General features: G+C 56.0%; 19 protein-coding genes. 11 read left to right on the top strand and 8 right to left on the bottom strand.

Features of this window, described 5'->3' with window-relative positions; translation table 11 throughout:
- Positions 1-717: 717 nt before the first annotated feature.
- The 4 genes from nadB to hisD form a co-directional block, all read right to left on the bottom strand.
- Positions 718-2,301 carry an L-aspartate oxidase gene (gene nadB, locus DRET_RS06860; RefSeq protein ID WP_015751808.1) on the bottom strand — a complete coding sequence of 528 codons (1,584 nt, stop codon included), beginning with the start codon at positions 2,299-2,301 and terminating at the stop codon, positions 718-720.
- 19 nt (positions 2,302-2,320) lie between these two features.
- A complete protein-coding gene (nadA, locus tag DRET_RS06855) occupies positions 2,321-3,361 on the bottom strand; it encodes a quinolinate synthase NadA (protein ID WP_015751807.1) in 1,041 nt (346 codons plus the stop codon).
- A 358-nt stretch (positions 3,362-3,719) separates the two neighbouring features.
- The gene (gene nadC / locus DRET_RS06850; RefSeq protein ID WP_015751806.1) at positions 3,720-4,619 is read right to left on the bottom strand and encodes a carboxylating nicotinate-nucleotide diphosphorylase; all 900 of its coding nucleotides are present in this window, start codon (positions 4,617-4,619) and stop codon (positions 3,720-3,722) included.
- 173 nt (positions 4,620-4,792) lie between these two features.
- Positions 4,793-6,103: a histidinol dehydrogenase gene (gene hisD / locus DRET_RS06845; protein WP_015751805.1), complete on the bottom strand. Its 1,311-nt coding sequence runs from the start codon at positions 6,101-6,103 to the stop codon at positions 4,793-4,795.
- A gap of 398 nt (positions 6,104-6,501) precedes the next feature.
- On the opposite strand from hisD, the gene DRET_RS06840 reads away from it, so the two are divergent.
- From DRET_RS06840 to aat, 5 genes are all read left to right on the top strand, one after another.
- The gene (locus DRET_RS06840; RefSeq protein ID WP_015751804.1) at positions 6,502-7,107 is read left to right on the top strand and encodes a DUF445 domain-containing protein; all 606 of its coding nucleotides are present in this window, start codon (positions 6,502-6,504) and stop codon (positions 7,105-7,107) included.
- Between the two features lie 631 nt (positions 7,108-7,738).
- A complete protein-coding gene (locus DRET_RS06835; protein WP_015751803.1) occupies positions 7,739-8,353 on the top strand; it encodes a class IV adenylate cyclase in 615 nt (204 codons plus the stop codon).
- On the top strand, positions 8,350-8,661 hold the full coding sequence (gene clpS / locus DRET_RS06830; RefSeq protein WP_015751802.1) for an ATP-dependent Clp protease adapter ClpS: 312 nt from the start codon (positions 8,350-8,352) through the stop codon (positions 8,659-8,661). Before DRET_RS06835 ends, clpS begins: the two co-directional genes overlap by 4 nt.
- 2 nt (positions 8,662-8,663) lie before the next feature.
- Positions 8,664-10,907 (top strand): ATP-dependent Clp protease ATP-binding subunit ClpA, encoded by a 2,244-nt coding sequence (gene clpA / locus DRET_RS06825; RefSeq protein WP_015751801.1) that lies wholly within the window; start codon positions 8,664-8,666, stop codon positions 10,905-10,907.
- A gap of 247 nt (positions 10,908-11,154) precedes the next feature.
- A complete protein-coding gene (gene aat / locus DRET_RS06820; protein WP_015751799.1) occupies positions 11,155-11,904 on the top strand; it encodes a leucyl/phenylalanyl-tRNA--protein transferase in 750 nt (249 codons plus the stop codon).
- Between the two features lie 133 nt (positions 11,905-12,037).
- Here the strand turns inward: aat and DRET_RS06815 are convergent, their stop codons facing one another.
- Together DRET_RS06815 and DRET_RS06810 are read right to left on the bottom strand one after the other, a co-directional pair.
- Entirely contained in the window at positions 12,038-12,937 is a 900-nt protein-coding gene (locus tag DRET_RS06815) for a PP-loop family protein (protein ID WP_015751798.1), read from the bottom strand.
- 4 nt (positions 12,938-12,941) lie between these two features.
- The gene (locus DRET_RS06810) at positions 12,942-13,187 is read right to left on the bottom strand and encodes a ubiquitin family protein (RefSeq protein ID WP_015751797.1); all 246 of its coding nucleotides are present in this window, start codon (positions 13,185-13,187) and stop codon (positions 12,942-12,944) included.
- Positions 13,188-13,507: 320 nt separating this feature from the next.
- On the opposite strand from DRET_RS06810, the gene DRET_RS06805 reads away from it, so the two are divergent.
- The 5 genes from DRET_RS06805 to DRET_RS06785 all read left to right on the top strand — a co-directional run bounded on the left by DRET_RS06805 (position 13,508) and on the right by DRET_RS06785 (position 19,224).
- Positions 13,508-15,058 carry an ABC transporter substrate-binding protein gene (locus tag DRET_RS06805; RefSeq protein ID WP_015751796.1) on the top strand — a complete coding sequence of 517 codons (1,551 nt, stop codon included), beginning with the start codon at positions 13,508-13,510 and terminating at the stop codon, positions 15,056-15,058.
- Between the two features lie 256 nt (positions 15,059-15,314).
- The gene (locus tag DRET_RS06800) at positions 15,315-16,289 is read left to right on the top strand and encodes an ABC transporter permease (RefSeq protein WP_015751795.1); all 975 of its coding nucleotides are present in this window, start codon (positions 15,315-15,317) and stop codon (positions 16,287-16,289) included.
- Positions 16,286-17,212 (top strand): ABC transporter permease, encoded by a 927-nt coding sequence (locus tag DRET_RS06795; protein ID WP_015751794.1) that lies wholly within the window; start codon positions 16,286-16,288, stop codon positions 17,210-17,212. The genes DRET_RS06800 and DRET_RS06795 overlap by 4 nt, the downstream gene beginning before the upstream one ends.
- 2 nt (positions 17,213-17,214) lie before the next feature.
- A complete protein-coding gene (locus tag DRET_RS06790) occupies positions 17,215-18,183 on the top strand; it encodes an ABC transporter ATP-binding protein (RefSeq protein ID WP_015751793.1) in 969 nt (322 codons plus the stop codon).
- Positions 18,184-18,192: 9 nt separating this feature from the next.
- On the top strand, positions 18,193-19,224 hold the full coding sequence (locus DRET_RS06785) for an ABC transporter ATP-binding protein (RefSeq protein WP_015751792.1): 1,032 nt from the start codon (positions 18,193-18,195) through the stop codon (positions 19,222-19,224).
- A 126-nt stretch (positions 19,225-19,350) separates the two neighbouring features.
- Here DRET_RS06785 and DRET_RS06780 read toward each other — a convergent pair whose 3' ends face one another.
- Entirely contained in the window at positions 19,351-19,641 is a 291-nt protein-coding gene (locus DRET_RS06780) for a hypothetical protein (protein ID WP_015751791.1), read from the bottom strand.
- Positions 19,642-19,996: 355 nt separating this feature from the next.
- Between DRET_RS06780 and DRET_RS06775 the strand changes: the two genes are divergently transcribed.
- On the top strand, positions 19,997-20,713 hold the full coding sequence (locus tag DRET_RS06775) for an MgtC/SapB family protein (protein WP_015751790.1): 717 nt from the start codon (positions 19,997-19,999) through the stop codon (positions 20,711-20,713).
- Between the two features lie 198 nt (positions 20,714-20,911).
- Here the strand turns inward: DRET_RS06775 and DRET_RS06770 are convergent, their stop codons facing one another.
- Positions 20,912-23,077, bottom strand: a complete 2,166-nt coding sequence (locus tag DRET_RS06770; protein WP_015751789.1) for a tetratricopeptide repeat protein — start codon at positions 23,075-23,077, stop codon at positions 20,912-20,914.
- Positions 23,078-24,724 lie beyond the last annotated feature (1,647 nt).

Genomic DNA, 24,724 nt, shown 5'->3' with positions numbered 1-24,724 from the left:
CGAGCGGTTTTTTTACGAAATTGGATATCGGAGGAAGGGCAGAGTGCCTCCGCAACCCTGCCGGGATACAGATGGCGCTATGGGGAAAGGTCCCCGTCCTCTTGGAGGCGGTAAGGGCCAAAAGGGTTTTGTCACCGGGAGTGGAGAAAAAGAGAAGTTTCGACTTGACCGTTCGGGCGGGATTGGGCTATAGAAGAATCAAGTCCTCTAGAGGATCGGTTAGGCCTTACGTGTCCATCAACCCAAGGAGGGTAGCTCTGGAACCAAACCGGCCCAACCATAACGGCGATCAGAGTCGCCCCCATGAATCAGCTTTTTTCCAGGCTGATGGGTTCCCTGCACAAAGGGAACGCTCCCTACGGGGAGTATGTGCTCGTCCATATTGAAGAACACATACTGCGACGACGAGGAAACCTCCGTTAAGAAACGGTATTCTCTCCTGCCTTATCCAGGGCCGGCATTCATCGCCGGCCCTTTTTCGTTTGCCCTATTCAGGTACCCGTCTGATCTGGCCTCCCTTGTGCCCCCCATCTGAGCTGGCCGTTGACAATCAATCTCCCACGGGCAGTAAATCTGCAATACGTTCACTCTCTTCCGTGCGACGAAGTCCGCTGTGAGCTTGAAAGTTTCGGCCCCGTCGCTTGGGAGTGTTGAACGGCCTGCGCTATAAGGAATGTTTCAGCCGTCGGTTAGGGCGGCAAAATCATCTTCCCCGTCTTATTCCTGCCGGTAATGACACCCGATCGACTGTTTGTTCCGTAGCGCCGCGTTGGTGACCACGTAGGCGGCCTGACAGCCGTGGAAAAGATCGATCAATGGTTTGCTGATCGGTGTTTCGCGGTAAAAATCATGAATCCGTTTGTTCAGGGCCCGCAGGTCCTCAAAAGCGCGTTTGAGCCGCGGCGTGGTGCGGGTGATACCGACATAATTCCACATCGTGTTCCGGATGGTTGCCCAGTCCTGGGCGATCAGAGCGGGGTCTTCGTTGTGGTTGTAGCCCGGACAGACCCAGTCCGGGATGGAATCGGCCAAGCGCTGGTCCAGCGTGTTCTGGAACGGCCTCTTGTAGCCGATGTCGCGGGCTGCGCTCCAGCCCCACAGCAAAGCCTCGAGAAGAGAGGTGCTCGCCAGGCGATTGGCGCCGTGGACGCCGGTACAGGTACATTCGCCAGCGGCATAGAGCCGGGGCAGGGTGGTTTGACCGTGGATGTTGACCAGAACCCCGCCACAGGAATAGTGCGCCGCGGGCACGACAGGAATGGGGTCTTTGGTGATATCGATGCCCACAGACCGGCATTTGCGGTAGATGGTCGGAAAGCGTTCTTTCAGGTCCAGATCGACATGGTTGGCCGCGTCGAGAAAGACGCATTCCTCCCCCCGGGTCAGCATTTCATCGACAATGGCCCGGGTGACCACGTCGCGGGGTGCCAGGTCGCCGCGTTCGTCATACCATTGCATGAAGGGTTCCCCAGCTTCGTTGACCAGCCTGGCGCCTTCCCCGCGCACCGCTTCTGAAATAAGGAAGCGCCAATCGCCGCGCTGATATAGGGCTGTAGGGTGGAATTGAACGAATTCGGTGTTCATGGTCATGGCCCCGGCCCGGAAGGACATGGCCAGGCCAGAACCGATGGAGGCAGCGGTATTGGTGGTGTGCAGGAATATCTGTCCCAGTCCGCCGGTGGCCAGGACGGTGTGGTCGGCCAGGATGGTCTGCACTTCTCCGGTATGGCCGTTATACACATAGGCTCCGACCGCCTGATTATCCAGATGGTACTTGAATTCGAGCCGTTCGCTGTGGTGGTAGGAGGTCAGGAGATCAATGGCCGTGCGTTTGGTCAATACGGTGATGTGCGGCTCTCCCAGGACGGCCTCCTGGAGCCCCTGCATGATAGCCCGCCCGGTAAAGTCGGCGCAATACAGGATTCGGGCCTTGCTGTGGCCGCCTTCGCGCACGAGCCGGCAGACATCGCTTGAGTCGCGGTCAAAAGGGATCTTGATGCGCTCCAGGAGGAATTCTTTAACCACCTTCGGCCCACGGCGGCTGAGGTAGCGTACGGCCCGCCGGTAATTGTAATCCCAACCGGCTTTGAGGATGTCGCTCTCAAGGTAGGAAGGGTCGTCGTCCTCGGAACGGTAGACAATCCCGCCCTGGGCCAGAGCGGTATTTCCGTCATCCAGGCCACTGCCGGCCGTGAGGAGGGTGACCTCCTGACCCTGGTAGGCGAGTTGGAGAGCGGCTGTGCAGCCGGCGATCCCGGAACCGATGACCAGGGTCGAGACCCGAACGCGTTGGTTATCCATGCAAGCGCCTTTTTGGTGTTTATCGTCCCGGCCGACAAGCCTCCAGCATGCGTTCCAGCGCAAGGAGGGCCGGGGCTTGGATGCTCGGGTCCACGCTCATGATCGGCGCGTCCGGGAGGGTTTCGAGGAGTGAGGCGAGTTTTGATGCACTGGTCTTGCCCATGTTGGAGCAGGCACTTACGCGCAGGGGGTGGATGGACAGCGTTTCCCGGTATCGATCGCGAAGTCGATAGACCAGGTTGCATTCCGTACCGATATACAATGTGGAGCCTGCGGAGGCCTCTTGCACAGCACGGATGAGAAATGAGGTCGACCCCGCCCCGTCTGCGGCCTGCACCACCTCAGGGTGGCATTCCGGGTGGACCAGAATTCTGGCCTCAGGTTCGGATTCCCGGATAGCCTGGATATGGTCGAGGTGGAAGCGGGCGTGGACTGCACACAGTCCAGGCCACAGCAAGAGCGTCGCTTGTTCAATGGCCGAGTGGTCGAGCCGGGTGCCGCCGCCACGGATGTCGAGTTTGTGCCAATCTTGAGCGGAAAGCCCGAGTTGGCGGGCTGTATTGACGCCGAGATGCTGATCCGGGAGAAACAGGACCTGATCTCCCTGTTGCATGGCCCACTTGAGCATTGTTGGGGCGTTGGCGGAGGTGCAGACCGAGCCGCCATACTGCCCGCAGAGGGCTTTGATGGCCGCTGAGGAATTGACGTAAGCCAGGGGAATGACCCGGCGCCCCTCACGGTGAAGGTTCTCCAGGATGCGGGAGACCAGCGGAGCCGGGGCCATGTCAGCCATGACACAGGAGGCCGTGTGGTCCGGCATATAGACCTGTTGCTCCGGCTGGGCCAGGATAGAGGCGGTTTCGGCCATGAAATCCACGCCGCAAAAGACAATATGTTTGGCTCGCTGGTCGGGAATTTTCCGCGCCAGTTCCAAAGAGTCGCCAGCAATATCAGTGTGCTCGATGACCTCGTCATGCTGGTAATGGTGTCCGAGGATGACCAGGTCCTCGCCCCATTGCCGTTTGGCTGTACGGATGGACTCGGAGATGGATTGGGACATGGGATCTCTGCTTTAGCAGTCCGTTGTAAATCTTGCTGGGGCAATGCGGCACAACGTCAAATCATGAGCAGGAAGGCTCAATCTTGTGTCGTCTTTGAACGGTTATGCCCCGGCTTCTGGGGTGTTCAACGGTCTGCGGGGTAAAGAGTTTTCCTACAATTCTGAATTCGTGACCCGGCTTTAACATTGCCCCCGCCCTGGAAAAAAGAGCAAGTGCAGTGGTGAGTCGCGCATCGGCTTTGCCCGGATGCCCAGGTCGTGAGCATCGGCCCTGAACCGATTTTCGCAACGTTTTTTCACGGATTCAGGCGCATTTGCCTCACGTCGCCAGTCCGCAGTAGCCACAGAGAGTGGACAATCACGCATTACCCGTTTGGGATTCTGGGGCAAGCGGGTCGCAGCGCATACTCAGGTCCAGGGCTGGAGCGGAATGGGTCAGGCGCCCCACGGAAATGAAATCCGCGCCGCATTCAGCCAGGCGAGCGATAGTGGTTTCGTCAACACCGCCGCTGATCTCACTTTCTATAGTGGATGGAATGCGTTCCAGGGCCGCCTCCAGGGTCGGCAGATCCATGTTGTCCAGCATGATGCGTTCAACCTTGGCGGCAGCGGCCTCTTCCACCTCTGCAAGTGTCCGGCACTCCACTTCAATGGGCGGACACGGGGTGTACTGGGTGCGGACTCTGGCTACGGCCTGGGAGATACTGCCGGCTCTGTCTATGTGATTGTCCTTGAGCATGACCATTTCTTCGAGGTCCATGCGGTGGTTTGTGCCCCCTCCCACCAGGACAGCGTATTTCTCCAAATATCGGAGTCCGGGCAAGGTTTTCCGGGTATCCAGGAGGCGTGTCCGGCTGTCGCTGATGAGCCGGGCATAATGGGCGGTCAGCGTGGCTATACCTGAGAGGTGGCACACGAAGTTGAGGATGACCCGCTCAGCCTGCAGCAGGTGACGGGTCTGCCCTGTAAAACGGGCCACAACTGTCCCAGGCCAGAGCCACGTGCCGTCCGGCAGGCTAAAATCCAACTCCCAGCCCGGACCGTCGGTTGGTGCGCATTTGTCGAGCACTAACGGCACGAGCGGGATTCCCGCCAAAACCCCTTCCTGTTTGGCCACCACCTTCCCCTGGCTCACGTCAGAGACAGCAAAGACGGCTTCAGAGGTCAGGTCCCGTCCGTCTTCCTTGAGCGTGAGATCAAGATGGTGCTCCAAATACGCGAGCCGGTTCGAGGTAAAGAAAGTCTCGAATAAGGCCATGCTCTCAGGTCCTTGTTGGAGGAGATATCTGCAGGATTTCCCATACCTAGCCTTCGGTAACAACGAGGTCAAGATGCCGGGATTGCGAACGATTTCACAAATGACCGGCTTGGGTCATACCGCCCGGGTCATATCGGACCACGCGGTAGCAGTGGCTACCAATCGGGCCAGGCTCACAAACACCGATACCGGGTCTCGACGCTTCTGGCGTGGGCCTCAAGCCCTTCGAGGCGGGCCATTCGAGCGATCTTGGCCCCATGCTCCTGGATATAGGCGTCCGAAGTGGCGATGAGGCTTGTCTTCTTGGTGAAATTCTGGACCGAAAGGGCGGAACTGAATCGGGCCGTGCCAATGGTCGGCAGGACGTGGTTCGGTCCGGCGAAATAATCGCCAACAGGTTCCGGGGTGCTGTGACCGAGGAAAACCGCTCCGGCATGGTGGACTTGATCGATCCACTGCCAGGGTGATTCCAGGCAGAGTTCAAGGTGCTCCGGGGCAAGACGATTGGCGAGTTCCAGTCCGGTGGCCGTGTCCGGAACACGAATGCAGGCCCCCCAGTCCGAGAGCGACTGCCGGGCGATGGTATTGCGGGGCAATTCGGCGAGCTGGCGTTCCAATTCCTGTTGGGTGGTTTGCAGCAGGTCCTGCGAGTCGGTTATCAGAATACTCGACGCCAGGGGGTCGTGTTCGGCCTGGGAGAGCATGTCCGCGGCCAGCCGTTCGGCTGAAGCGCTTGCGTCCGCTACGATGGCGATTTCACTGGGACCGGCGACCATGTCGATGCCGATCTGGCCCTGCAACAGCCGTTTGGCTGTGGCCACAAAGATGTTTCCCGGTCCGGCAATGACGTCGACGCAGGGAAGGGTTTCGGTGCCGAAGGCCAAGGCGGCGACGGCCCAGGCACTGCCAACGGCGAAAACACGGTCTAAGCCGAGAATGCCCGCTGTACACAGGATATAGGGATTGACGGTCCCATCCACCCTTGGAGGGGTCACCAGGGAGATGTCCCCAACCCCGGCCACCTGGGCGGGAATGGCGTTCATGAGCAGACTGGACAAGAGCGGGGTATCGCCTCCCTGTCCGCCTGGAACGTAGAGCCCAGCCCGGTCCACAGGGCGAACGATCTGGCCCAGTATCGTGCCGCCGCTTTGGGGGGTGAACCAGGAGTTTTCCTGCTGTTTGGCGTGATAATCCCTGATGTTGGCCGCGGCCTCCTCAATAATCCGTTTGTCCTCGGCGGGAATTTCCTGTACAGCAGCCTCGATCTGTTCCTGGGGCACCGCCAGCATATGGGCTTGGAAATCCGGGCAATCGAAACGCTGGGTGTATTTGACCAAAGTGGCATCGCCGTGCTGTTGCACTTCTTGGAGTATCTCGCGCACCGGGCCCTCCACCGAGGTGTCGGGTTCAGTCCGCGGAGCGAGCCATGCACGAATGGCGGCCCAGTCCTGGGCAGAAGAGTAGGTCAGGCTTCGACAAGTCATATCGTCTTCCTTTGTTGGCAATCAGGTGTCCGGGGATGGCTGATCTTTACAGGAGGCCCGTTCCTCTAACCCTGCACGTTTGCTGCGCACTTCAGGGAAGCGGGGCCGTCTATGTAGTCCGCGTCGGAGCTGAAATCAATACGACACTTGCCCCAGTACTTTCAAAAATGGGGCTGTGACAGGAAGCCCTCCTTCTGAAACCGCAGCATTTGGTTTCCGTTTTTGCAGGGGGGGGGCAGACTTGTCAAAACATTCCCAAGCACAGCGCAGACGGCTGCACGTGCCACGAGTCGCTGGGGGCATTCTCTGGGGTGCCGGTTCAGCGCACCGGCCTGAACGATTTCAGGAAAGTTCGGTCACGCACCTTGTATTGAGCACGAAAAATCACGAGGACAGTCATGGAGTATTTACCCTATCTTGCCGCACCGATTGTTTGCGCCTTTATCGGGTGGTTGACCAACTATATCGCGGTGAAAATGCTGTTTTACCCCAAACAGCCTGTTTTCATTTTTGGGTGGAGGTTTCAGGGAGTCTTTCCCAAACGGCAGCAAGCGCTGGCCGAAAACATCGGCGAGATGGTGCAAAATGAACTCATCAGCCACGAGGATATCACTGCAATTATGCAGGACCCGGCGCTGCATGCCAAATTTCGGGAGACAATCGCCGTGTATGTGGACATGTTTCTCCAGGAGAAACTGACCGGCCTCAATCCTATGATCGGGATGGTGCTCAACGGGCAGATGCTGGAGAAGGTCAAGACCTTGCTTATTAATGAAATAGACGGACTTATTCCCGAGGTGATCGACAGTGCCGCCGAAGAACTTGAACACCGACTCGACTTTAAGGAACTTGTGCGCAGCAAGGTCGAGTCCTTTTCCATGGATAAACTGGAAGACATCCTGATGCGTATCATGCGCAACGAATTTCAGTTCATCGAGTTGGTTGGGGCTGTGTTGGGATTTGTGATCGGGACCTTCCAGGCCGGGCTGTTTTATTTTTTGTAGGCGACAGTGCTCAAAATTTCGCAACGATCGCTGCATTCACGAGGCGTTGCCTTCGATGCCGCCACTCTGGGGATGACACCCCGTTTGTTTGCGGATTGGGACACGAAGTCGCTTTGGGCGCCGCTGTCTCCAGATATCCAAGCTTCCGCCCGGAGATGAGCAGGGGCTGGGGCGAAGTGGTGCATCGTCTCCCCCCTGGAAATGGCAGAGCCGGCCGTTGCCAATCTCCCAATGGCGGAAAAGTTGCTAAAAATTCATGCCTTTGTGCAGGGAGATATTCGCTGCGAGCTTGAACTTTTTGCCGCCGTTTCTTGGGATTTTTGCACGACCTGCGGTATACGGAATTTTTCAACAGTCAGATAGACCTCGCGTCTCATCCGGTTTTGTCCTTCCTGTCTTTTTCTGCTCCGACTCCGCCCATTGACAACCCCTCTGTGGAGGCTACTTTTTGTCTACTGACGTCCAGGTTTTGCACGCCGGGTGGATTCCTGTCCGTTTGGACTACAAAGGGTGAAGGCGGCCATTGCCTAGCGTAAGCGCAAAATGCATGCCGCCGTTGTCCTTCATTCTTGACCCGAGCACCTTCTGACCCCGGACCCTGCACCAGGGACGGGAGCTACAAAGAGGTCCTATGGCCCTTGAATCGGAACGCAAATATGGTGTGGACGATCTGCGCGCTGTGCGACGGCTCCTTGAAACGAAGGAGCAAGCGATACTGCTTGGCGAGTATTTTGAGTCGAACCGGATCTTTGACTGGCCAGACAGAGCGTTATTGCAGCAGCGCAAATTACTGCGACTGCGACAGGGGGGACGCACTGTCCTGTGCCTCAAAAGCCCCCCGGCAGGAGAGCATCCTGAGGATCTCAAGGTATGGCAGGAAAATCAGACAGAAGTGGGATCCGTGCACGAGACGGCGGCCGTATTGGGGCAATTGGGTTTGCGCGTCGTGCTCGAATATGAGAAAATCCGTTCAAAATGGAGATGGGGCGCCTGCGAGGTCTGCCTGGACCGGGTTCCTTTCGGGCGGTTCGTGGAAATCGAAGGAGACGAGCCTGAATTGACGCAGGTGGCTGCGGCCTTGGAACTTGACCCTCGGCGGGCAACCACAGCCACGTACCACGAACTCAATCCAGCCGCTGGCACGAAAGACAGCCCCGAGAGATATGTCTCTTTTGTCTTTTCGGAACCGGAGCGTTCGGCTTTGAGACAGTCTTGCCAAAACGGCAATGTGGAGTCCTGTTTATGAGTATGGAGAACGATCCTCGTATCGTACCGGAAAAAGGTGAAGAAACAGCCGTTAAAGAGCCTTCTCGATATAAGGTCCTTCTGCACAACGACGATTATACAACAATGGAATTCGTAGTCCAGGTGCTTATGGACATTTTCAATAAATCTGAAGCGGAAGCGACTCAGATAATGCTCAATGTACACAAAAACGGTGTTGGTGTTTGTGGAATTTATACAGCCGAAGTTGCAGAGACTAAAGTAGCCATGGTCAGCCAGATGGCACGTAAGCACGGCTATCCTCTGAAGTGTACAATGGAAGAGGTGTAACAATGCTCAGTAAGGAACTTGAGAGAATATTCGCGTCGGCAGTTCACGAAGTAAAAAGGCGTCAGCATGAGTTCCTGACGCTCGAACATATATTGTATGCATATGTCCAAGATACGAACGGGAAGGCCTTTTTGCACCATTGCGGGGCGAATCTCAAAGAATTGAAGACTGAACTTGAGCAGTTCTTTGTGAACCACCTCGAGGTCTATCCGAGTGGACAATCCAGAGAAGTCATCCAGACCTTAAGCGTCCAGCGGGTTTTGCAACGCGCGATCATGCACATGCAATCCGCGGGCAAGGAAGCGGTTCAGGTCGGCGATCTTCTGGCCTCGCTTCTCGAGGAAGAGGAGTCCTACGCAGCCTACTATTTGCGCCATCAGGGCGTCGAGCGATTGGATGTACTCGAATACCTCTCCCACGGCCAGGAACACCAGACTGCTGAGGAAAGCGCCGAGAGCAAGGGCAGTTCAGCCCTGGACCAGTATGCGGTGGATCTGATCCAGCGCGCCAGGGACGGCATGATCGACCCCTTGATCGGTCGCGAAGGAGAGCTGCAGCGGACCGTGCAAGTGCTGGCCCGGCGGCGGAAAAACAACCCCATTTATGTCGGGGATCCCGGCGTGGGCAAGACCGCCTTGGCCGAGGGGCTGGCTCGGAACATCGTGAATAAAGAGGTGCCGGAGTCGTTTCAGGACGCGCGCCTCTTCAGCCTCGATATGGGGGCCTTGTTGGCCGGCAGTAAATACCGCGGCGATTTTGAGGCGCGTTTGAAGGCTGTGATCAAGGAATTGACCCAGATGGACAAGGCCATCTTGTTCATCGATGAGATCCACACCATTGTTGGGGCCGGCGCTACCAGCGGCGGCAGCATGGATGCCTCCAATATCCTCAAGCCGGTCTTGGCCTCCGGGGAGTTGCGGTGTATTGGATCGACCACATATGAAGAGTACAAAAACCATTTTGAAAAAGACCGCGCCCTGTCCAGGCGATTTCAGAAGATTGAGGTCCCGGAGCCGTCCGAAGCCGACTCGATCGCGATCCTTCAAGGGTTGCGTCCCTATTACGAACGGCACCACGGTATCCAGTACACGACCGCAGCCATCCGGGCCGCCGTGGAACTGACCTCACGGTATGTTTCAGACAAATATCTTCCGGACAAGGCCATAGATGTTGTCGATGAGGCCGGCGCTTTGTTCCGTCTGGAGACGGGGAAGAAGCGGCGCAAGCGTGTGACCCCGAAGGATATCGAGAAAGTTGTGGCCAGTGTCGCCAAGGTCCCGATCAAAAGTGTCAGCCATTCGGACAAGGAGCGGTTGGCGCACCTCGACTCTGAACTCAAAGGGGTCGTCTTTGGTCAAGACAAGGCGGTTTCGGTCATCGGCCAGTCGATCAAGCGTTCCCGGGCCGGATTGCGGGAAGCTGGAAAGCCGGTGGGCAATTTCCTGCTGGTCGGCCCCACGGGTGTGGGCAAGACCGAATTGGCCAAGCAGCTGTCCAACGTGCTGGGCATTCACTTTATGCGCTTTGACATGAGTGAATACATGGAAAAGCACGCGGTGGCCCGGCTTATCGGGGCGCCCCCTGGCTATGTGGGCTTTGATCAGGGCGGTTTGTTGACCGACGCGGTGCGCAAGCATCCCCATTGCGTCCTGCTTTTGGACGAGGTCGAAAAAGCGCATCCGGACCTGTTTAATATCTTGCTTCAGGTCATGGATTACGCGACATTGACGGACAATAACGGCCGTAAGGCGGATTTTCGTCACGTCGTTTTGCTTATGACCTCGAATGCCGGGGCCCGGGAAATGAGCAGCAAGAGCATCGGTTTTGGCCAGGAATCGGCCGGCGAAAAGACCAACAAAGGGGTCCGGGCTGCAGAACAATTGTTCAGCCCCGAATTCCGTAACCGCCTGGATGCCATTGTCCCCTTTGCTCCGCTGAGTCAGGCGCTGATGGAACAGATCGTGGACAAATTCATTGCCGAACTCAATGCCCAACTCGCTGAGAAACGAGTTCATATCCATCTCCAACCCAAGGCGAAAGCGGTACTGGCCCGCAAAGGATATGATCCCGACTATGGCGCTAGGCCGCTTGGGCGCGTTCTCCAGGAAGAGATCAAGGACAAGCTTGCTGACGCCATGCTGTTCGGTAAGCTGCAGGACGGGGGAGAAGTCGTTGTTGGGACACGCAAATCCGGAACAGAGGATCAACTGAGTTTGCGTTTCCAGTCGCGCGATTCCAAGAGCTAAGCAGAGGCTCGTATTCTGGGACTGCGTGGCTCACGCTTCGCCAGTCCCTTGATACCGGATGCGTTTCTTCGGCTTGAGAGAGTTTCCCAGTGAATGGACCAGCCGCCTGCCTGCCGTTTGAGGGACAGGTGGCGCAGGCCGCCCCGAACCGCTTGTTTGGGGCGGCCTTTTTTGTGCAGCTTCTGAATTCAATCGGGCACCGATTAGCCCTGGATTCCGATGTATATCTCGACAAAGGATAGTGTGTATGCCCGTGTTCCAATTGTACGACGCGCCCGTCTTTCCGCACCCTGATCTGGCGGAGGAGGATGGGCTGCTTGCTCTTGGGGGCGATTTGAGCGTGCCGCGCCTTTTGCAGGCTTACGCCTGGACCGTTTTTCCTTGGTACAGCGAAGAGACACCGTTGTTGTGGTGGTCGCCAGACCCCAGACTGGTGCTGTTTTGCGATGAGTTCCACATGCCTCGAAGTCTGCGACGAACGTTGAATAAGGGAGAGTTTCGCCTGAGTGTGGATCAAAGCTTTGAGCAGATCATCCAGGGGTGTGCCAGGGCCAAACGACCGGAAGGAGAAGGCACTTGGCTGACCCCGGAGATGATTGACGCCTATAGTGAACTTCACAGACAGGGGCACGCCCATTGTGTAGCGACCTGGCAGGGGGAAGAACTGGTCGGCGGAATTTACGGGGTCGCTCTGGGGCGGATCTTTTACGGGGAATCCATGTTCTATAGTGTGCCAAACGCCTCCAAGGCCGCTTTGGTCGCCTTGGTCCAGGTCCTGCGGGAGCGGGGCTTTACGGCTATGGATTGTCAGCAAACCACCGCGCACATGCTCCGTTTCGGCGCCCGAGAGATTCCCCGGGGGCAGCTGTTGCATCTTGTGCAAAAGGGGCTTGAGGAAACCAGAGTGCAGGGTTCTCCCTGGGGAGGAGAAGGGCTGTTGCGCTGGGTTCCCTCCAGGCGACAATTTCGACCGGAGGAAGGCTGGAGGGAGAGGTAATGGCGGTCAAGCGCATTGGAAGTTGTTTTTCGTCTCACGCCGCTTTTGAGAGAACGCGTTCAGGCAGCAAAGACAGGGGCTGTAATGACAAAGAAAATTGAGTGTTGCAACTTTCCCTGGTTTGTGTCGTGATTCAGGTTGTTGCGAGCTTGTTGCGCAGGCGGCAGACGCTGCAGATTTCTGCCGAGGTGGGAGCTCCACAGCGGATACAGGGGGCGATGGGGGGGTGCTTGGGAGCATGGTCTTGGAAAGAGTTTTTAGCCCGGCGGAGAAATTCCTGGTAGAAAAAGAGCTTGCGACCGGGTTGCTCGGTTTCCAGATCATTGAGAAGTTTTTTGTACAACGTAAATGAGGCCCCCTGGCTATACGGGCAGGGGGCTTTGACGTGCTCGATGCCTTTGAGAAAACAGAAGGCGGCTGTTTCAAATTCAGAATGGCGGTACAGTGGTTTGACTTTGCGAGCAAAACCATTGTCCGCAGGCAGAAGGGGACCCTGGGTGGCCAGATAATCGGTCTTCCATCCCAGGGTGTTGGCGAAAAGCCGGCTGACCTCATCGTCCAGGTTATGGCCTGTGGCCAGCACATTGAAGCCGTGTTCTACAGCATAGGTATTGAAAAAATGGCGCTTGATTTTGCCGCAAAAGGAGCAGACCGGTTGATCGATCCGCTCTGCGAGATCGGGAATGGCTACGCCGGCCTCTTCGGTGGAGACGATGTGCAGCGGGATGGCCTGTTGATCGCAAAAGGCAGCAATGGCGGTCTTGGCACGGTCCGAGGAGTCAGGAATGCCCAGATCGACGTGGAGGCCGTGGACATTGTAGCCAAGGTCACGGAGTTGCCACAAAAGGGCCAGCGAATCTTTGCCCCCGCTCACAGCCACAAGAATCCGGTCTTCAGGAGTGAACAGACGTTCTTCCTTGATGGCGCGTTTGACCTGGCGCTGAAAGAACTGCAAGAAACACGGTTCGCAGAATCCGGTGTGGTGGCTGGGCAAGGCCACGACTGCAGGTTCTTTACACCGTTTGCATTTCATGGGGTTATCCTCTGGAGGTCACATGGCTGACGGTGATGTGGTCCCCGGGCTGGAGTTTGCGGTCTGGAGTCAGCAATGTGTTGTTGCGGATGATCAGGGCATCGTTCACGCCCAATCCCAAACGATTTAACAATTGCTGGACAGTATTCAAGCTCGGGAATTGGCACGATTCGTTCTCCGGTTCGATCCAAACCGTTATGGGGTCCTGCTCGTATCGAGACGCAGCCTGGGAGCGGATTTCTGCTGACATAGTGCCTCCATCCTGGCTCAGCCGCTGGTAGCTGGGCGTTGCAATCCTGGGCCGACAAACGCGGGCAAGCGGAGCCCCCCGACCTCGGGGCAAGCGGACTTACCGTGATTCGCCGATCCTGACAAGGGGAGCAGAGGCGAGAGGGATCCTTGCAGCGCCAAATGTATTGCCATTTGTCACACGATTGTATAGGATTTGAGGAATATTCGACACAGAGTCGTTCTGCCGGGACGCTGTCCGCCGTTGGATCGGCAGGCATGAGCGTGTCCTCGGCGCGGTCGAGGTCTGGATTGGCGCAAACGAGCAACAGGAGAGGTTCTATGAAGAGGGTCCTATGTATTTTGAGTGTGCTGATTTTCAGCATACTCCTGGTCGGGAGTGTTCAGGCGAAGACGTTGCGCTTAGCCATGGACGCAGATCCCTATTCCTTGGATCCCCATGTGCAGCTGTCTGGCGGCATGCTCCAGTATTCCCATCTGGTCTTTGACCCGTTGGTGCGCTGGACCAAGGATATGGAATTCGAACCCCGCCTGGCCACGAGCTGGGAACGTATCGATGCGACCACCATGCGCTTCCACCTGCGCGAAGGGGTCACCTTCCATTCCGGCAACCCGTTTACGGCCAAGGATGTTGTCTGGACATTGAAACGCTTAAAGAAAAGCCCGGATTTCAAAGGCTTGTTTGAACCATTCGAGGGAGCCAAAGCGGTGGACCAATACACCGTGGATGTGGTGACCAAAAAACCTTATCCTTTGCTGTTGAACATGGCGACCTATATTTTCCCCATGGACAGCGAGTTCTACACCGGTGAGGACAAGAACGGCAATCCGAAGGACGCGATCAAGAAGATCGGCTACACCTTTGCCAACACCCACGAGTCCGGTACCGGGAAGTACAAGGTTGTTGAGCGGCAGCAGGGCGTCAAGGTCGTCTACGAGGCCTACGACAACTATTGGGACGAGGACAGCGGCAATGTCGACAAGATTATCCTCACGCCGATCAAAAAGGACTCCACCCGCGTGGCGGCCCTTCTTTCCGGCGACGTGGATTTCATCATGCCTGTGCCGCCGCAGGATTACGACCGGCTGGAAAAACGGGATGGCATCGATCTGGTGACCATGTCCGGTAGCCGGGTGATCACGTTCCAGCTGAACCAGGAACGCCGCCCTGAATTTGCGAACAAGAAAGTGCGCCAGGCCATTGTCCATGCCGTGAACAACGTCGGCATTGCCCAGAAGATCATGGAAGGCCGGGCCACTCCGGCCGCGCAGCAGGCCCCGGAAGGGTTTGCCAGCTACCAGCCTGAGCTGACGCCGCGCCACGATGTGGCCAAGGCCAAGGAACTCATGAAGGAAGCCGGCTATCCCGACGGCTTTGAGTGCTCCATGATTGCCCCGAACAATCGGTACGTCAAAGACGAAAAGATCGCTCAGGCTGTGGCGGCCATGCTCTCCAAGATCGGGATCAAGGCCAATCTGACCACCATGCCCAAGGCCCAGTACTGGAACAAGTTCGACGCCCAGGTGGCCGACATTCAAATGATCGGCTGGCACCCGGACACCGAGGATTCGGCCAATTACACCGAATTCCTGCTCATGTGCCCGAACAAGGAAACCGGATACGGCCAATACAACAGCGGCAACTACTGCAACAAGGAAGTCGATCAGTTCATTCTGGACGCCCAGACCGAGACCGATCAGGAGAAGCGGACCGCCATGCTGAAGAAGGTGGAGCGGATCCTCTATGAAGATGCTGCGTTCGTGCCCTTGCACTGGCAGCACCTCTCCTGGGCCGGCAAGGACAATCTGAAGATCGAGCCCATCGTGAATAAGCAGAATTTCCCATATTTCGGGGACCTGGTTATCCAGTAAGAAAAGCTTGATCGAAGCGCCGAGTATCGGGTAGGGCGGGCCACAGTGGTCCGCCCTCCTTTTTGAGGCCGCCCCGTTCGGGCTCACCGCAGGACCGGGGGAACTGTAGCGGCGGAGTTGGTCCTGAAGTTCCAAAATGCTGTGGATTTTCAGGAGGAGCTTGGCCGGTGCCACGGCCCGTGCTGTTCATCATGCAGAAGACGGGGCAGGATCGGGCTGATCTCATCGTCGTTCAACACTAAGAAGGTGGATGTCTATGTTTGCCTTTATCGTCAGGCGAATCGCCCAGGCATTGCTGGTCATGTTTATTATCAGCATCGTAGGATTCGCCATCAAGCACAATGTCGGCGACCCGGTGCGCATGATAACCGGAATTTCTACTTCCGAGGCCGAACGTGAAGCCTTGCGGGAAGAAATGGGGCTCAAGGATCCGGTGCTGGTGCAGTACGGCCGGTTTTTGAAAAATGCTCTGCACGGAGATCTCGGTACCTCCTATTTCTACCAGCGTCCTGCCACGAGTGTTATTTTGGAGAAGGCCCCTGCGACTATTGAACTTGTGCTGGCCAGTAGTTTAATCATTATTCTTTTTTCCGTGCCCTTGGGGATATACGCTGCGATTTATCCAAAACGTATTTTTTCACGATGTATTATGGGAGGGAGTATCGTCGGTGTCTCTCTCCCAGTCTTTTTGACGGCCATCGTATTAATCTACATTTTTTCTGTTGAACTGGGTTGGTTGCCCTCATTTGGCCGGGGAGACACAGTTAATATCGGCGGCTGGGAAACCGGCCTGCTGACATGGGATGGAATCAAGCATCTTATTCTTCCGGCAGTCTCGCTTTCCTCAATCATGTTGCCCTTATTTATTCGTTTAATCCGTTCCGAGATGATGGAAGTTCTGGAATCGGAATATATTAAATTTGCATGGGCTAAAGGGTTGAAAAAATATAGAATATGGTTTGTGCATGCCTTCAAGAATACGCTGCTGCCGGTCATTACAGTCGGCGGAGTCCAGCTCGGCATTACCATTGCCTTTACTATTCTGACGGAGACGGTCTTTCAATGGCAAGGTCTGGGCTTCTTGTTTATGGAAGCCGTGGAAAGAAGTGATACGTCACTGCTGGTTGCCTATCTTGTCTTTGTTGGTCTCGTGATGGTCGTTGTGAACACGTTAGTGGATATCATTTATGGATGGGTCAATCCCCAAGTACGTTTGGCGGGGGCAAAATGAAGACGAAGAGTACTTGGCAACGGTTTAAGGATTCCTACATCCTGTACAGTTTTTTTCGGGATCCGGTGGCGATTATCAGTTGTGTCATTTTGGTGACACTGACAATCGTCGCTTTTACTGCCCCGGTTTCCGCCCCGTATGATCCGTATGATACGTCGAGCATAAGCATCCTCGATGCCGAATTGCCGCCGGTATGGATGGACGGCGGCGATACCAATTTCCTTCTGGGGACCGACGATCAAGGCCGCGATCTGCTTTCAACCATGATCTACGGCATGCGCGTCTCGATTATCATCGGTCTGTGCGCGGTGGCCCTCCAGGCCGTGCTCGGGGTCATAATTGGACTTGTGGCCGGCTATTTCGGGGGGAAGCTGGATTCGTTTTTTATGCGCTTGGCTGACGTGCAACTCTCGTTTTCCTACCTCATGGTCGCTATTTTCGTCAGTGCGGTCCTGCAGGCCGCCATCGGAGTGGGGCGGTTTGAAGAGATAGCGGTCCCGTTTTTGATTGTTGTCATCGGGCTGGCCCAATGGCCGCAATACGCCCGGACCGTTCGGGCCTCGGTGCTGGCGGAAAAGAAAAAAGAATATGTCGAGGCCTCCCGGGTCATCGGGTTGCGCTCCAACAGGATCATGTGGCGCCATATTCTGCCCAACTGTCTTTCGCCGATCTTTGTCTTGTCCACCATTCAAGTCGCGAATGCGATCATGAGCGAAGCCGCACTCTCGTTTCTCGGGTTGGGCATGCCGCCGCATAAACCGTCGCTGGGCTCGTTGATCAATATTGGCTTTGAATACATGCTCAGCGGATCGTGGTGGATCACCGCCTTTCCCGGATTCTTGCTGGTGGTTTTGATTCTGGTCATCAACCTGCTCGGTGACTGGTTGCGCGATGTCCTCAACCCCAAGCTGTATAAGGGATAGCCATGACCAAATTACTCGAAGTCAACGATCTTGTCGTCAACTTCGCGTTGCGCTTTGGCGATCTGACGGCCCTGAACGGCATCAGTTTCGATGTCGATTCCGGAGAGCGGTTGGGGCTCGTTGGTGAAAGCGGCGCCGGGAAATCTGTGGCGGGGTTTTCGATTATTAACCTGATCAGCAAACCTGGGTACATCGCCTCAGGGGCAGTGCTCTTCGAAGGCCGGGATATCAGTGCATTGTCTACGGAGCAGATGCGCCATATTCGCGGCAATCGCATCAGCATGATTTTTCAGGACCCGATGATGACCCTCAATCCGGTGCTGACGATCGGAACCCAGATGGTGGAGACCCTCAAAGCACACCGGCCAAAGATTTCCAGGCAGGAAGCGGAACGGATTGCCCTGGAAAAGTTGAGTCAGGTCTATATCCCGTCTCCGGAAAAACGGTTGCAGCAATACCCCCATGAGTTTTCAGGAGGGATGCGGCAGCGCATTGTCATTGCCATTTCTCTGCTGACAGACCCGGCTTTGATCATTGCCGACGAACCGACGACAGCTCTGGATGTGACCATTCAGGCCGAAATCATGGACCTGTTGATGGAGTTGTGTACGACGCAGAAGATGGGGTTGATCCTGATCACCCACGATCTCGGGGTCGTTTCGCAGACGACGCAGAAAATTGCGGTTATGTATGCCGGGAAGATCGTGGAGTCCGGTCCGACACATGATGTGGTCGCGGCTCCTAAGCACCCCTATACCCAGGGACTGATCAGCGCCTTGCCCCAGGGGCTGCACGGTGGGAAACGGTTGAACCAGATACCAGGCTCCATGCCGAATTTGACCTCTATTCCGCCGGGATGTTCCTTTCACCCCCGCTGCACACACGCTATGGATATATGCATCCAGCACACGCCGGAACTGCAAACAGATGAAACCGGTAGCCGCCAAGTGGCATGCCATTTGTACGGATAGGAATTGACTATGCGAGAAAAATTCACGGTTTCCTTGGATAAAGTCCTGCGCGTGGAATCTTTGGTCAAGCACTTCGATATTTCCGGAGGGCTTCTGGACCAGTTGCAATGGGAAAACGGCCGGCTCCGGCGCCAGTACACCACGGTCAAGGCGCTCAATGATGTCGACTTTTCGATTTTTCCCGGAGAAACATTCAGTGTGGTCGGTGAAAGCGGATGTGGAAAATCGACCTTGGGCCGGGCAGTGCTGGGACTGCACGGACCCAATAGTGGGAAAGTATTCTACCGCGGAGAACGGATCGATCACTTGACGCCAAAGCAGATGTTGCCCTACCGGCAGAAAATGCAAATGGTCTTTCAGGATCCCTACGCTTCACTTAATCCCCGAATGACGGTGCAGCAGATCCTCGAAGAGCCGGTCGTCTTTCACAATCCCGGGATGCGGCCCAATGAGGTCAAGGATAAAGTCGCCGCAATCATGCAGCAGGTCGGGGTCGATCCAGCCTGGTCGTATCGGTATCCCCACGAATTTTCCGGCGGTCAGCGCCAACGTATCAGCATCGCCCGTGCGTTGATGGTTGATCCAGAATTTGTCGTCGCCGACGAACCGATTTCAGCCCTGGATGTCTCTATCCAGGCCCAGATCCTGAATTTGTTGATGGACGCCCAGGAACAGCACGGTCTGACATACCTGTTCATCACCCATGACCTTTCGGTCGTGGAGCATTTCAGCACCCGGGTGGCTGTCATGTATCTGGGGACGATTTGCGAGCTGGCGCGGACTGAGGATCTTTTTTCCCATCCCCGGCACCCCTATACCCAAGCCCTGCTCAGCGCCATTCCGCGTCTGGGACGCGTCGGGTCTTCCCATATCAAACTCAAGGGCGAAGTGCCGACGCCGATCCACTTGCCTTCTGGTTGCGTTTTTCACGGGCGGTGTCCTCACATGCGTCCAGTCTGTCAGGAGGAAATTCCGCGCCTTATTGATCTTGAAAACGGGACCCGGATTGCCTGCCACGGGGTGGAGCAGGGCTGGGTGTAAACGGAGTTTGCCCCCAACTCATTGATATTTTTCGCTGCCGCGGCACAACCCGGCCCGATATACGGGAGCACAAAGGATACATGGCTAGCGTGTATCCTTTGTCTTTCTCCCCGCAACGCCAGAGAATCAGGGACAGAGTCCAGTACGGAGTTTTTCCGGCGCGTCAGTCAGCTTGCGCGCCCAGGTAGCGATTTCCTCTTCACTCAGGTCCACCCCCCATTGGCCGACCATGCGGTCAAGGGTTTCTCGCCAGTAGGACTCCGACTCATCGAGGTTTTCGCAGACCTCCTCAATGTCATGACACGAGGCGCATTGGGTCTCCACTTCCGTTATCCATTCCGATTGGCTCAAGGCTGGAATTGCCGTCCAGACTAAGAGGAAACTTGTCAACAGAGGTAAAAGCAGGCGCCAGGTCATGAAACCTCCTTGGTTGGTCGATTATGAAAGGGGACGTCGACTGAAGTGTATCCGGCAGGAGTCCGTTTCTCAACTGGTTTCGAACGGGCAAACTGCGACTGTTTTCAGAGCCAATGCCGTTGCGGATCTCTCCTGGAATCTGTAGGAATTTGAAGAAATGGCTCGGGCCCTGTCCTGCTGAAGACTCGAGAGGGAAATGCGCAGAAGAGAGTCTACCCTGGACACTGGAGACCTTTTTCGGCCCCCCCCAAAGGGTGTTCAGGCCAAGGGCAAATAGCCGGCTCGTTTTTTTAGAGGAGAGGATTGTGGATTCAGAGTGTATTTACGCATTGCCGGGAACTGACAGGATGGGAGTATGGGGATAGATATTTTTCCGCCACATTGGTTGGAAATCGTGGTCAAAATCTTTTTGGCCGCTTTTGTCGGAGCGGTTATCGGGTTTGAGCGAGAAAAACACGGACAGGCAGCTGGCTTTCGGACCAACACTCTAGTCTGTCTCTCGGCGTGTCTGCTGATGTTGTTGTCCGTGCATATCGCCCAGATGTACGCCCATTTGAGTTCCGATTCCGTGGTCCGGATCGATCCGGGACGAATCGCTTCGTACGCCATCGCTGGCATGGGGTTTCTGGGCGCCGGCGCCATTATCAAGGGGAAAGGCGCGGTGCGGGGGCTGACCACGGCAGCCAGCTTGTGGATGGTCACCGCCCTGGGGCTGGCCATTGGGGCTGGTTTTATTTTTCCCGCCCTTATCGCTTTGGGCGTGAGCCTGCCGGTCCTGTACAGTTTGAATTTCTTCAAGTTCACGGTCTGTCACGATGAATATACAATCCTCATTATTTCCTGCAGCAATAAAGAGAGCGATCCTCTGCCCGCTTTACGGGCGACACTGAATAAGTATCCGGACATCCGGATTCTTTTTGTAAATTTTAAAGAGGACGTGCAGCTGAAACAGACCGAGTACCGGCTACGGCTGTTGAGCACGGACTGCGTCCCGTGGGGCCATGTTTTTCGGGAATTGCGGCAGTTGCCTATGGTTTTGAGCATCGGGTGGCAGGAAAGCGACGTCCCCTGAACTGCCCGGTGAACATTGCCCAACCGGTCACCAAGGCGGCAGGCTGGCTAGGCGGAGGCGTGTTTTGGGGCCTCAGCATCCATGGCCGGAGAATCGGGCCCAGAGGCCGAATGGCAAAAAAAGCACCGGCCGTATCGAACACTTTGTTCGATACGGCCGGTGCTTTTTTTGTTTTCCCTGGACCCAATAGCGATATGGTTAAAACAGAAATTCCGGGGCAATCGTCGAAGATTCCTGCTGCCCGGAACGGGCGCGTATCCCGTCGAGCCGGTCTTGGGCGGCTTCTTTCTGGCTCTCCCGATCGGCCCGTTTGATGACTTCCTGGAGGAGATTGCCGGCAGGGACGAATTGCTTGTTTTGCTCGTAGATCAGCGCGGCGCGGTACATGGCGGTGACCGCCCAGATATTCTGGCCGGGATACGCGTACGCCACGCGCAGATATGCGGTGAGCGCCTGGTCCATTTTCTTTTGGTATTGGAAGCCTTCAGCCATCCAGAACAAGGTTTCGGCTTGGAGTTTGACGGAAAGCTTGTTTTTTTGCTCCCAAAGGGTCGTCAACTGAGACTGAGCCCAATTCCAGCGATTTTTCCGCTGAGCGAGCAGCGCCAGTTTGAGATGTTTTTCTGGAGCGAGACGACCGGGAGCCATTTCCAATAAGGTCGCATAGGAGTCCAGGGCCTCTTCTTCCCGGCCCAGTTCCATTTCCAATCCAGCCCGGGCCTCCCAATAGGGAATGCGTTGGGAGGTGGCGAGATGATCCGGGGAGAGCCGGGACAGATAACGCCAGGCCCGGTGCGGATTTTTGGCCGTATGGGCTTTGCGGGCCAAGTCCAGGGCAGCTTCTTGTCCGGCCCGGGTCCGGGGAAAGAGCAAAGCCAACCGTTGGGCCCTTCCTGGAGAAGAGGCCTCGGCCTGGGCCCATTGCAGGGCATTGACGGCGTAGACAAGCCCGCGATCCAGGGGCCACTGCGTGGCCGCGGCTTCAAGCTGGTCCGTGGCCTTGAGGCGGATCCAGAAGGGGGCTTGAAAAAGTGGGGCGGGATTTTGCCCGCCGGCGTTGGCCAGAACTGCCAGAAGCTGGCCTTGACCGGCCCGTTCGGGCTGGTCCGAAAAAACCGTTTCGGATTCAGGCAGGTCGGCCAGGAGCGCTGCGGCGCGGAGGGGGACAGGCAGATTGGCGTGGTTCAAGGTCTTCCAGTGGCGTTTGGCGGCTTCCTCAGCGTCGGCGACCAGGGCGTAGCCCAGGGCGTGGCTGTGGAGCGTCTGGACGAGGGAGTCTGAGAGCAGACTGGATCCCAATTCCTGTTCGAGGCGTTGCAGGGCTTTCTCTGGAGGACTTTGGGTCAAACTCGTATGAAATGGCGTCCAAAACGATTCCTCGGGATTGGACAGACGCGTGTCTGCGGTCGGGAGCGAAGTAAGGGCGGGGCCGTACAATTGCCAGAAGCTGGCCGTTTGAGGGTGTTGCATTTGATCGGTCAGGGAAGTGGTTTTCTCTGGAGCGTTATTGTGAAAGGCGGCAATGACCTGCTCCCAAAATTGACGAACCGGTAGGGTAGAGATGGCCTGGACCCCTTCCCGGGCAAGGTCTGGACGAGTCAGAGCAACAGCGGCCAGAGCCTTGGTGATAGTGTCCCGGTCCGCTCCAGGCACAGTGGTGCTGGGAAAGGAGCGGCCATTGAGGGAAAATGTGTTCCTGGCTTCCCAATCGGAATCGGGCCAAGCTGAAGTGAGGTCTTTCCAGAAAGCGCTTTCCGGCCACACCTGTTGTCCCTGACTGGCCGCCTGGAGCAGCAATTGTTTTTGCCCGGAATTGGCCAGCGGACGAGCACCGTTAAAATGGTCCCAGAACCACAATCTCCAAGTGTCCTGCCAGAAGGCGCGCATATTGTGTTCGGCTGTGAAGCGGGATTGCAGTGTCGCAGTGTCCCAATGGTCCCCGGCCTGGCTGTATTCCAATAGAGCTTGGATCCACTTTTGCTCCATCCGGGAGGCCTGAGCCAGAAGCCAGAGTCGTTGTCCTTCCAGCGAGGCGGTGTCAAAACTCCCGTAAGACTGCAATAGTGAACGGGCTTGTTCGGGTTGGCCACGTTGCAGGGCTAACCGGACCCGTTTGAAAAAGGTTTCCGGGGTCGGGCTCTGCTTGGCCAATTCCTGGCTCAAAACATCGTATGCCGCGTGTTCCTGCAACCATTGGGCAAAGGAAGAATCCCCGCTTTGCTGAGCCCATCCGGGCAGGGGGAGCGCGAGACAGAACACAAAGAGCAGGGGAACCCATCGCATCCAACCAGGACCGAAAACGTGGCAGTGGTGTTGGTCCCCCCGAAATGCGCTACGGGCTTGGAAAAGAGGAAAAGAAGTCATGACCACTCCTGGGATAAGGCAGAACATGAAGAGATACCCTGATGTCATCAGGGATCGGGAACAAAGCCCTGGCTCGTGGCGGAAACGATAAGAGTTTGCCCCTGAAACTCGGGCCGCTTGTCCAGGCAGGACGTGCACAGCCGTGTCTGGCAGGTCCACGCGTAAGGGGCTTCGACGGTGCGAAACACTCCAGGCTGCGCCCTGGGACTGTTTTTGACCTGTTTCGTGGGATTTGTACACGCTTCACCCAGCTGGTCTTTTCCAGCTGTCGGCAACTCCAATATACAAGGAGGTTGGAGAGACAACAATATGTTCATTTTGTTTACTTTGTTGTCATGTTTTGTGTTAACTTAACACATGTTTCCCCATGTTATGCCGAGAAATGTTTCCCGGCTTCTTGATCGGTAGCCTCTTTCAGGAGGCGAAGTTCTGGGGGAATAGTGTCCAAACGAGATGGCCTGGAGCAGGCAACCGGGGCACTTGTGCGACAAAAGCGGAAGCTGCTATGCGCTCGATCCCAAGGCTCCAGCGCATTAGCTTTTTTAGAAATAAACATATATTTCGGTATGTTATCGAATCGTTTCCAATGTATATTCTGAGGTGGAAAGTAGGGCAAGGCTGTGTTGAGTTGACAGGTGTTGTGTTTACTTGTGCTTTGCAGGTAAACACAGGTAAGCAAGGATTGGTGTTTACTTCTGTTGTGTTCTGGGTGCCGATTGCCCCCTCGGTCCTCAAAGGGTTGAGCAGACAGGTTGGCGCACAAACAACGATACCGGCCCGTTTTTCTAACAGGAAATGGAGTCGGCCGTGCAATCGGTTCTTACAGAGGGTATGGGGTGCCTGTTTTTTACACGGTGGATTGCTGGTTTTCGTGAGCATCAGATTGGCCCCCCGAGGGTTTTGTGGACATGCGGATGGACAATATCGACGCTGTGTCCAACACAATTGGCGAGAACTGGAGCGATGATCTCAGGGACCTTAGAGGGAGGAGATGGAGGTATGCCGTTTGGGTTGTGCCAATTGCTTTGGGCACCCAAAAAGGGAGCCTGGGGGAAGTTGTCGATCAGGATATTTTTTAAAGTTTACATAATATACATTATGAGACAATTATATATCCGGCTGATATGTATTGTTTTTATTTTTAAAAGGCCTTTCCGTTTAAATGGTCTGGCCCTGGTCCTGTCGGGAGCTTGGCCTGGTTTCGCGTTCGACACATGCCGGAGTTTGCGGGCTTGGTGTGCAGTCTCGCCTCCGGGGGTATATCGTGGATTCGGTCCTGAGTTGTCCAACGTGCAGCTTCAAATACTCGCCTTTGCCAACCACTTCCACAATTTTGTTGGCGACACGGCTGATTGATCTGAACCCCGTTGAGCCCATTGGGTCCTTTTTTTTCGTGGGGGCTCCGGGACAGCACTTTTTGTGCTCCAAATTTGGCTTCAGATCCTTTTACATGGCCCTGGGTGGCCAGAATGTCGTTCCCCGCTTCTTCGTGGCCTCTAGGGGGAGTTGTGGGCTTTTCTGTTGCTTGTTCTCTGGGGACCTTTCGTCTCAGGGCATATCACGTCTTTTTCCTCAGGGGGGGGTTGCGTCTGATCTTGCACATCGCAAAAAGCGCCCGCCTTGGGTGACCAGGACGGGCGCTTTTGT

It is taken from the genome of Desulfohalobium retbaense DSM 5692, from assembly GCF_000024325.1.
GTDB classification, from domain to species: domain Bacteria; phylum Desulfobacterota; class Desulfovibrionia; order Desulfovibrionales; family Desulfohalobiaceae; genus Desulfohalobium; species Desulfohalobium retbaense.
This window is presented reverse-complemented; position numbering and strand designations above follow the sequence as displayed.

Excerpts from the sequence above, each read along its gene's own strand:
- DRET_RS06835 (WP_015751803.1), top strand. The coding sequence starts at position 7,739 with ATGGCCCTTGAATCGGAACGCAAATATGGTGTGGACGATCTGCGCGCT.
- nadB (WP_015751808.1), bottom strand. The coding sequence starts at position 2,301 with ATGGATAACCAACGCGTTCGGGTCTCGACCCTGGTCATCGGTTCCGGG.
- DRET_RS06770 (WP_015751789.1), bottom strand. The coding sequence starts at position 23,077 with ATGACTTCTTTTCCTCTTTTCCAAGCCCGTAGCGCATTTCGGGGGGAC.
- aat (WP_015751799.1), top strand. The coding sequence starts at position 11,155 with ATGCCCGTGTTCCAATTGTACGACGCGCCCGTCTTTCCGCACCCTGAT.
- DRET_RS06800 (WP_015751795.1), top strand. The coding sequence starts at position 15,315 with ATGTTTGCCTTTATCGTCAGGCGAATCGCCCAGGCATTGCTGGTCATG.
- DRET_RS06785 (WP_015751792.1), top strand. The coding sequence starts at position 18,193 with ATGCGAGAAAAATTCACGGTTTCCTTGGATAAAGTCCTGCGCGTGGAA.
- DRET_RS06775 (WP_015751790.1), top strand. The coding sequence starts at position 19,997 with ATGGGGATAGATATTTTTCCGCCACATTGGTTGGAAATCGTGGTCAAA.
- hisD (WP_015751805.1), bottom strand. The coding sequence starts at position 6,103 with ATGACTTGTCGAAGCCTGACCTACTCTTCTGCCCAGGACTGGGCCGCC.
- DRET_RS06805 (WP_015751796.1), top strand. The coding sequence starts at position 13,508 with ATGAAGAGGGTCCTATGTATTTTGAGTGTGCTGATTTTCAGCATACTC.
- DRET_RS06815 (WP_015751798.1), bottom strand. The coding sequence starts at position 12,937 with ATGAAATGCAAACGGTGTAAAGAACCTGCAGTCGTGGCCTTGCCCAGC.
- nadA (WP_015751807.1), bottom strand. The coding sequence starts at position 3,361 with ATGTCCCAATCCATCTCCGAGTCCATCCGTACAGCCAAACGGCAATGG.
- DRET_RS06790 (WP_015751793.1), top strand. The coding sequence starts at position 17,215 with ATGACCAAATTACTCGAAGTCAACGATCTTGTCGTCAACTTCGCGTTG.
- clpS (WP_015751802.1), top strand. The coding sequence starts at position 8,350 with ATGAGTATGGAGAACGATCCTCGTATCGTACCGGAAAAAGGTGAAGAA.
- DRET_RS06780 (WP_015751791.1), bottom strand. The coding sequence starts at position 19,641 with ATGACCTGGCGCCTGCTTTTACCTCTGTTGACAAGTTTCCTCTTAGTC.
- nadC (WP_015751806.1), bottom strand. The coding sequence starts at position 4,619 with ATGGCCTTATTCGAGACTTTCTTTACCTCGAACCGGCTCGCGTATTTG.
- clpA (WP_015751801.1), top strand. The coding sequence starts at position 8,664 with ATGCTCAGTAAGGAACTTGAGAGAATATTCGCGTCGGCAGTTCACGAA.
- DRET_RS06795 (WP_015751794.1), top strand. The coding sequence starts at position 16,286 with ATGAAGACGAAGAGTACTTGGCAACGGTTTAAGGATTCCTACATCCTG.
- DRET_RS06810 (WP_015751797.1), bottom strand. The coding sequence starts at position 13,187 with ATGTCAGCAGAAATCCGCTCCCAGGCTGCGTCTCGATACGAGCAGGAC.
- DRET_RS06840 (WP_015751804.1), top strand. The coding sequence starts at position 6,502 with ATGGAGTATTTACCCTATCTTGCCGCACCGATTGTTTGCGCCTTTATC.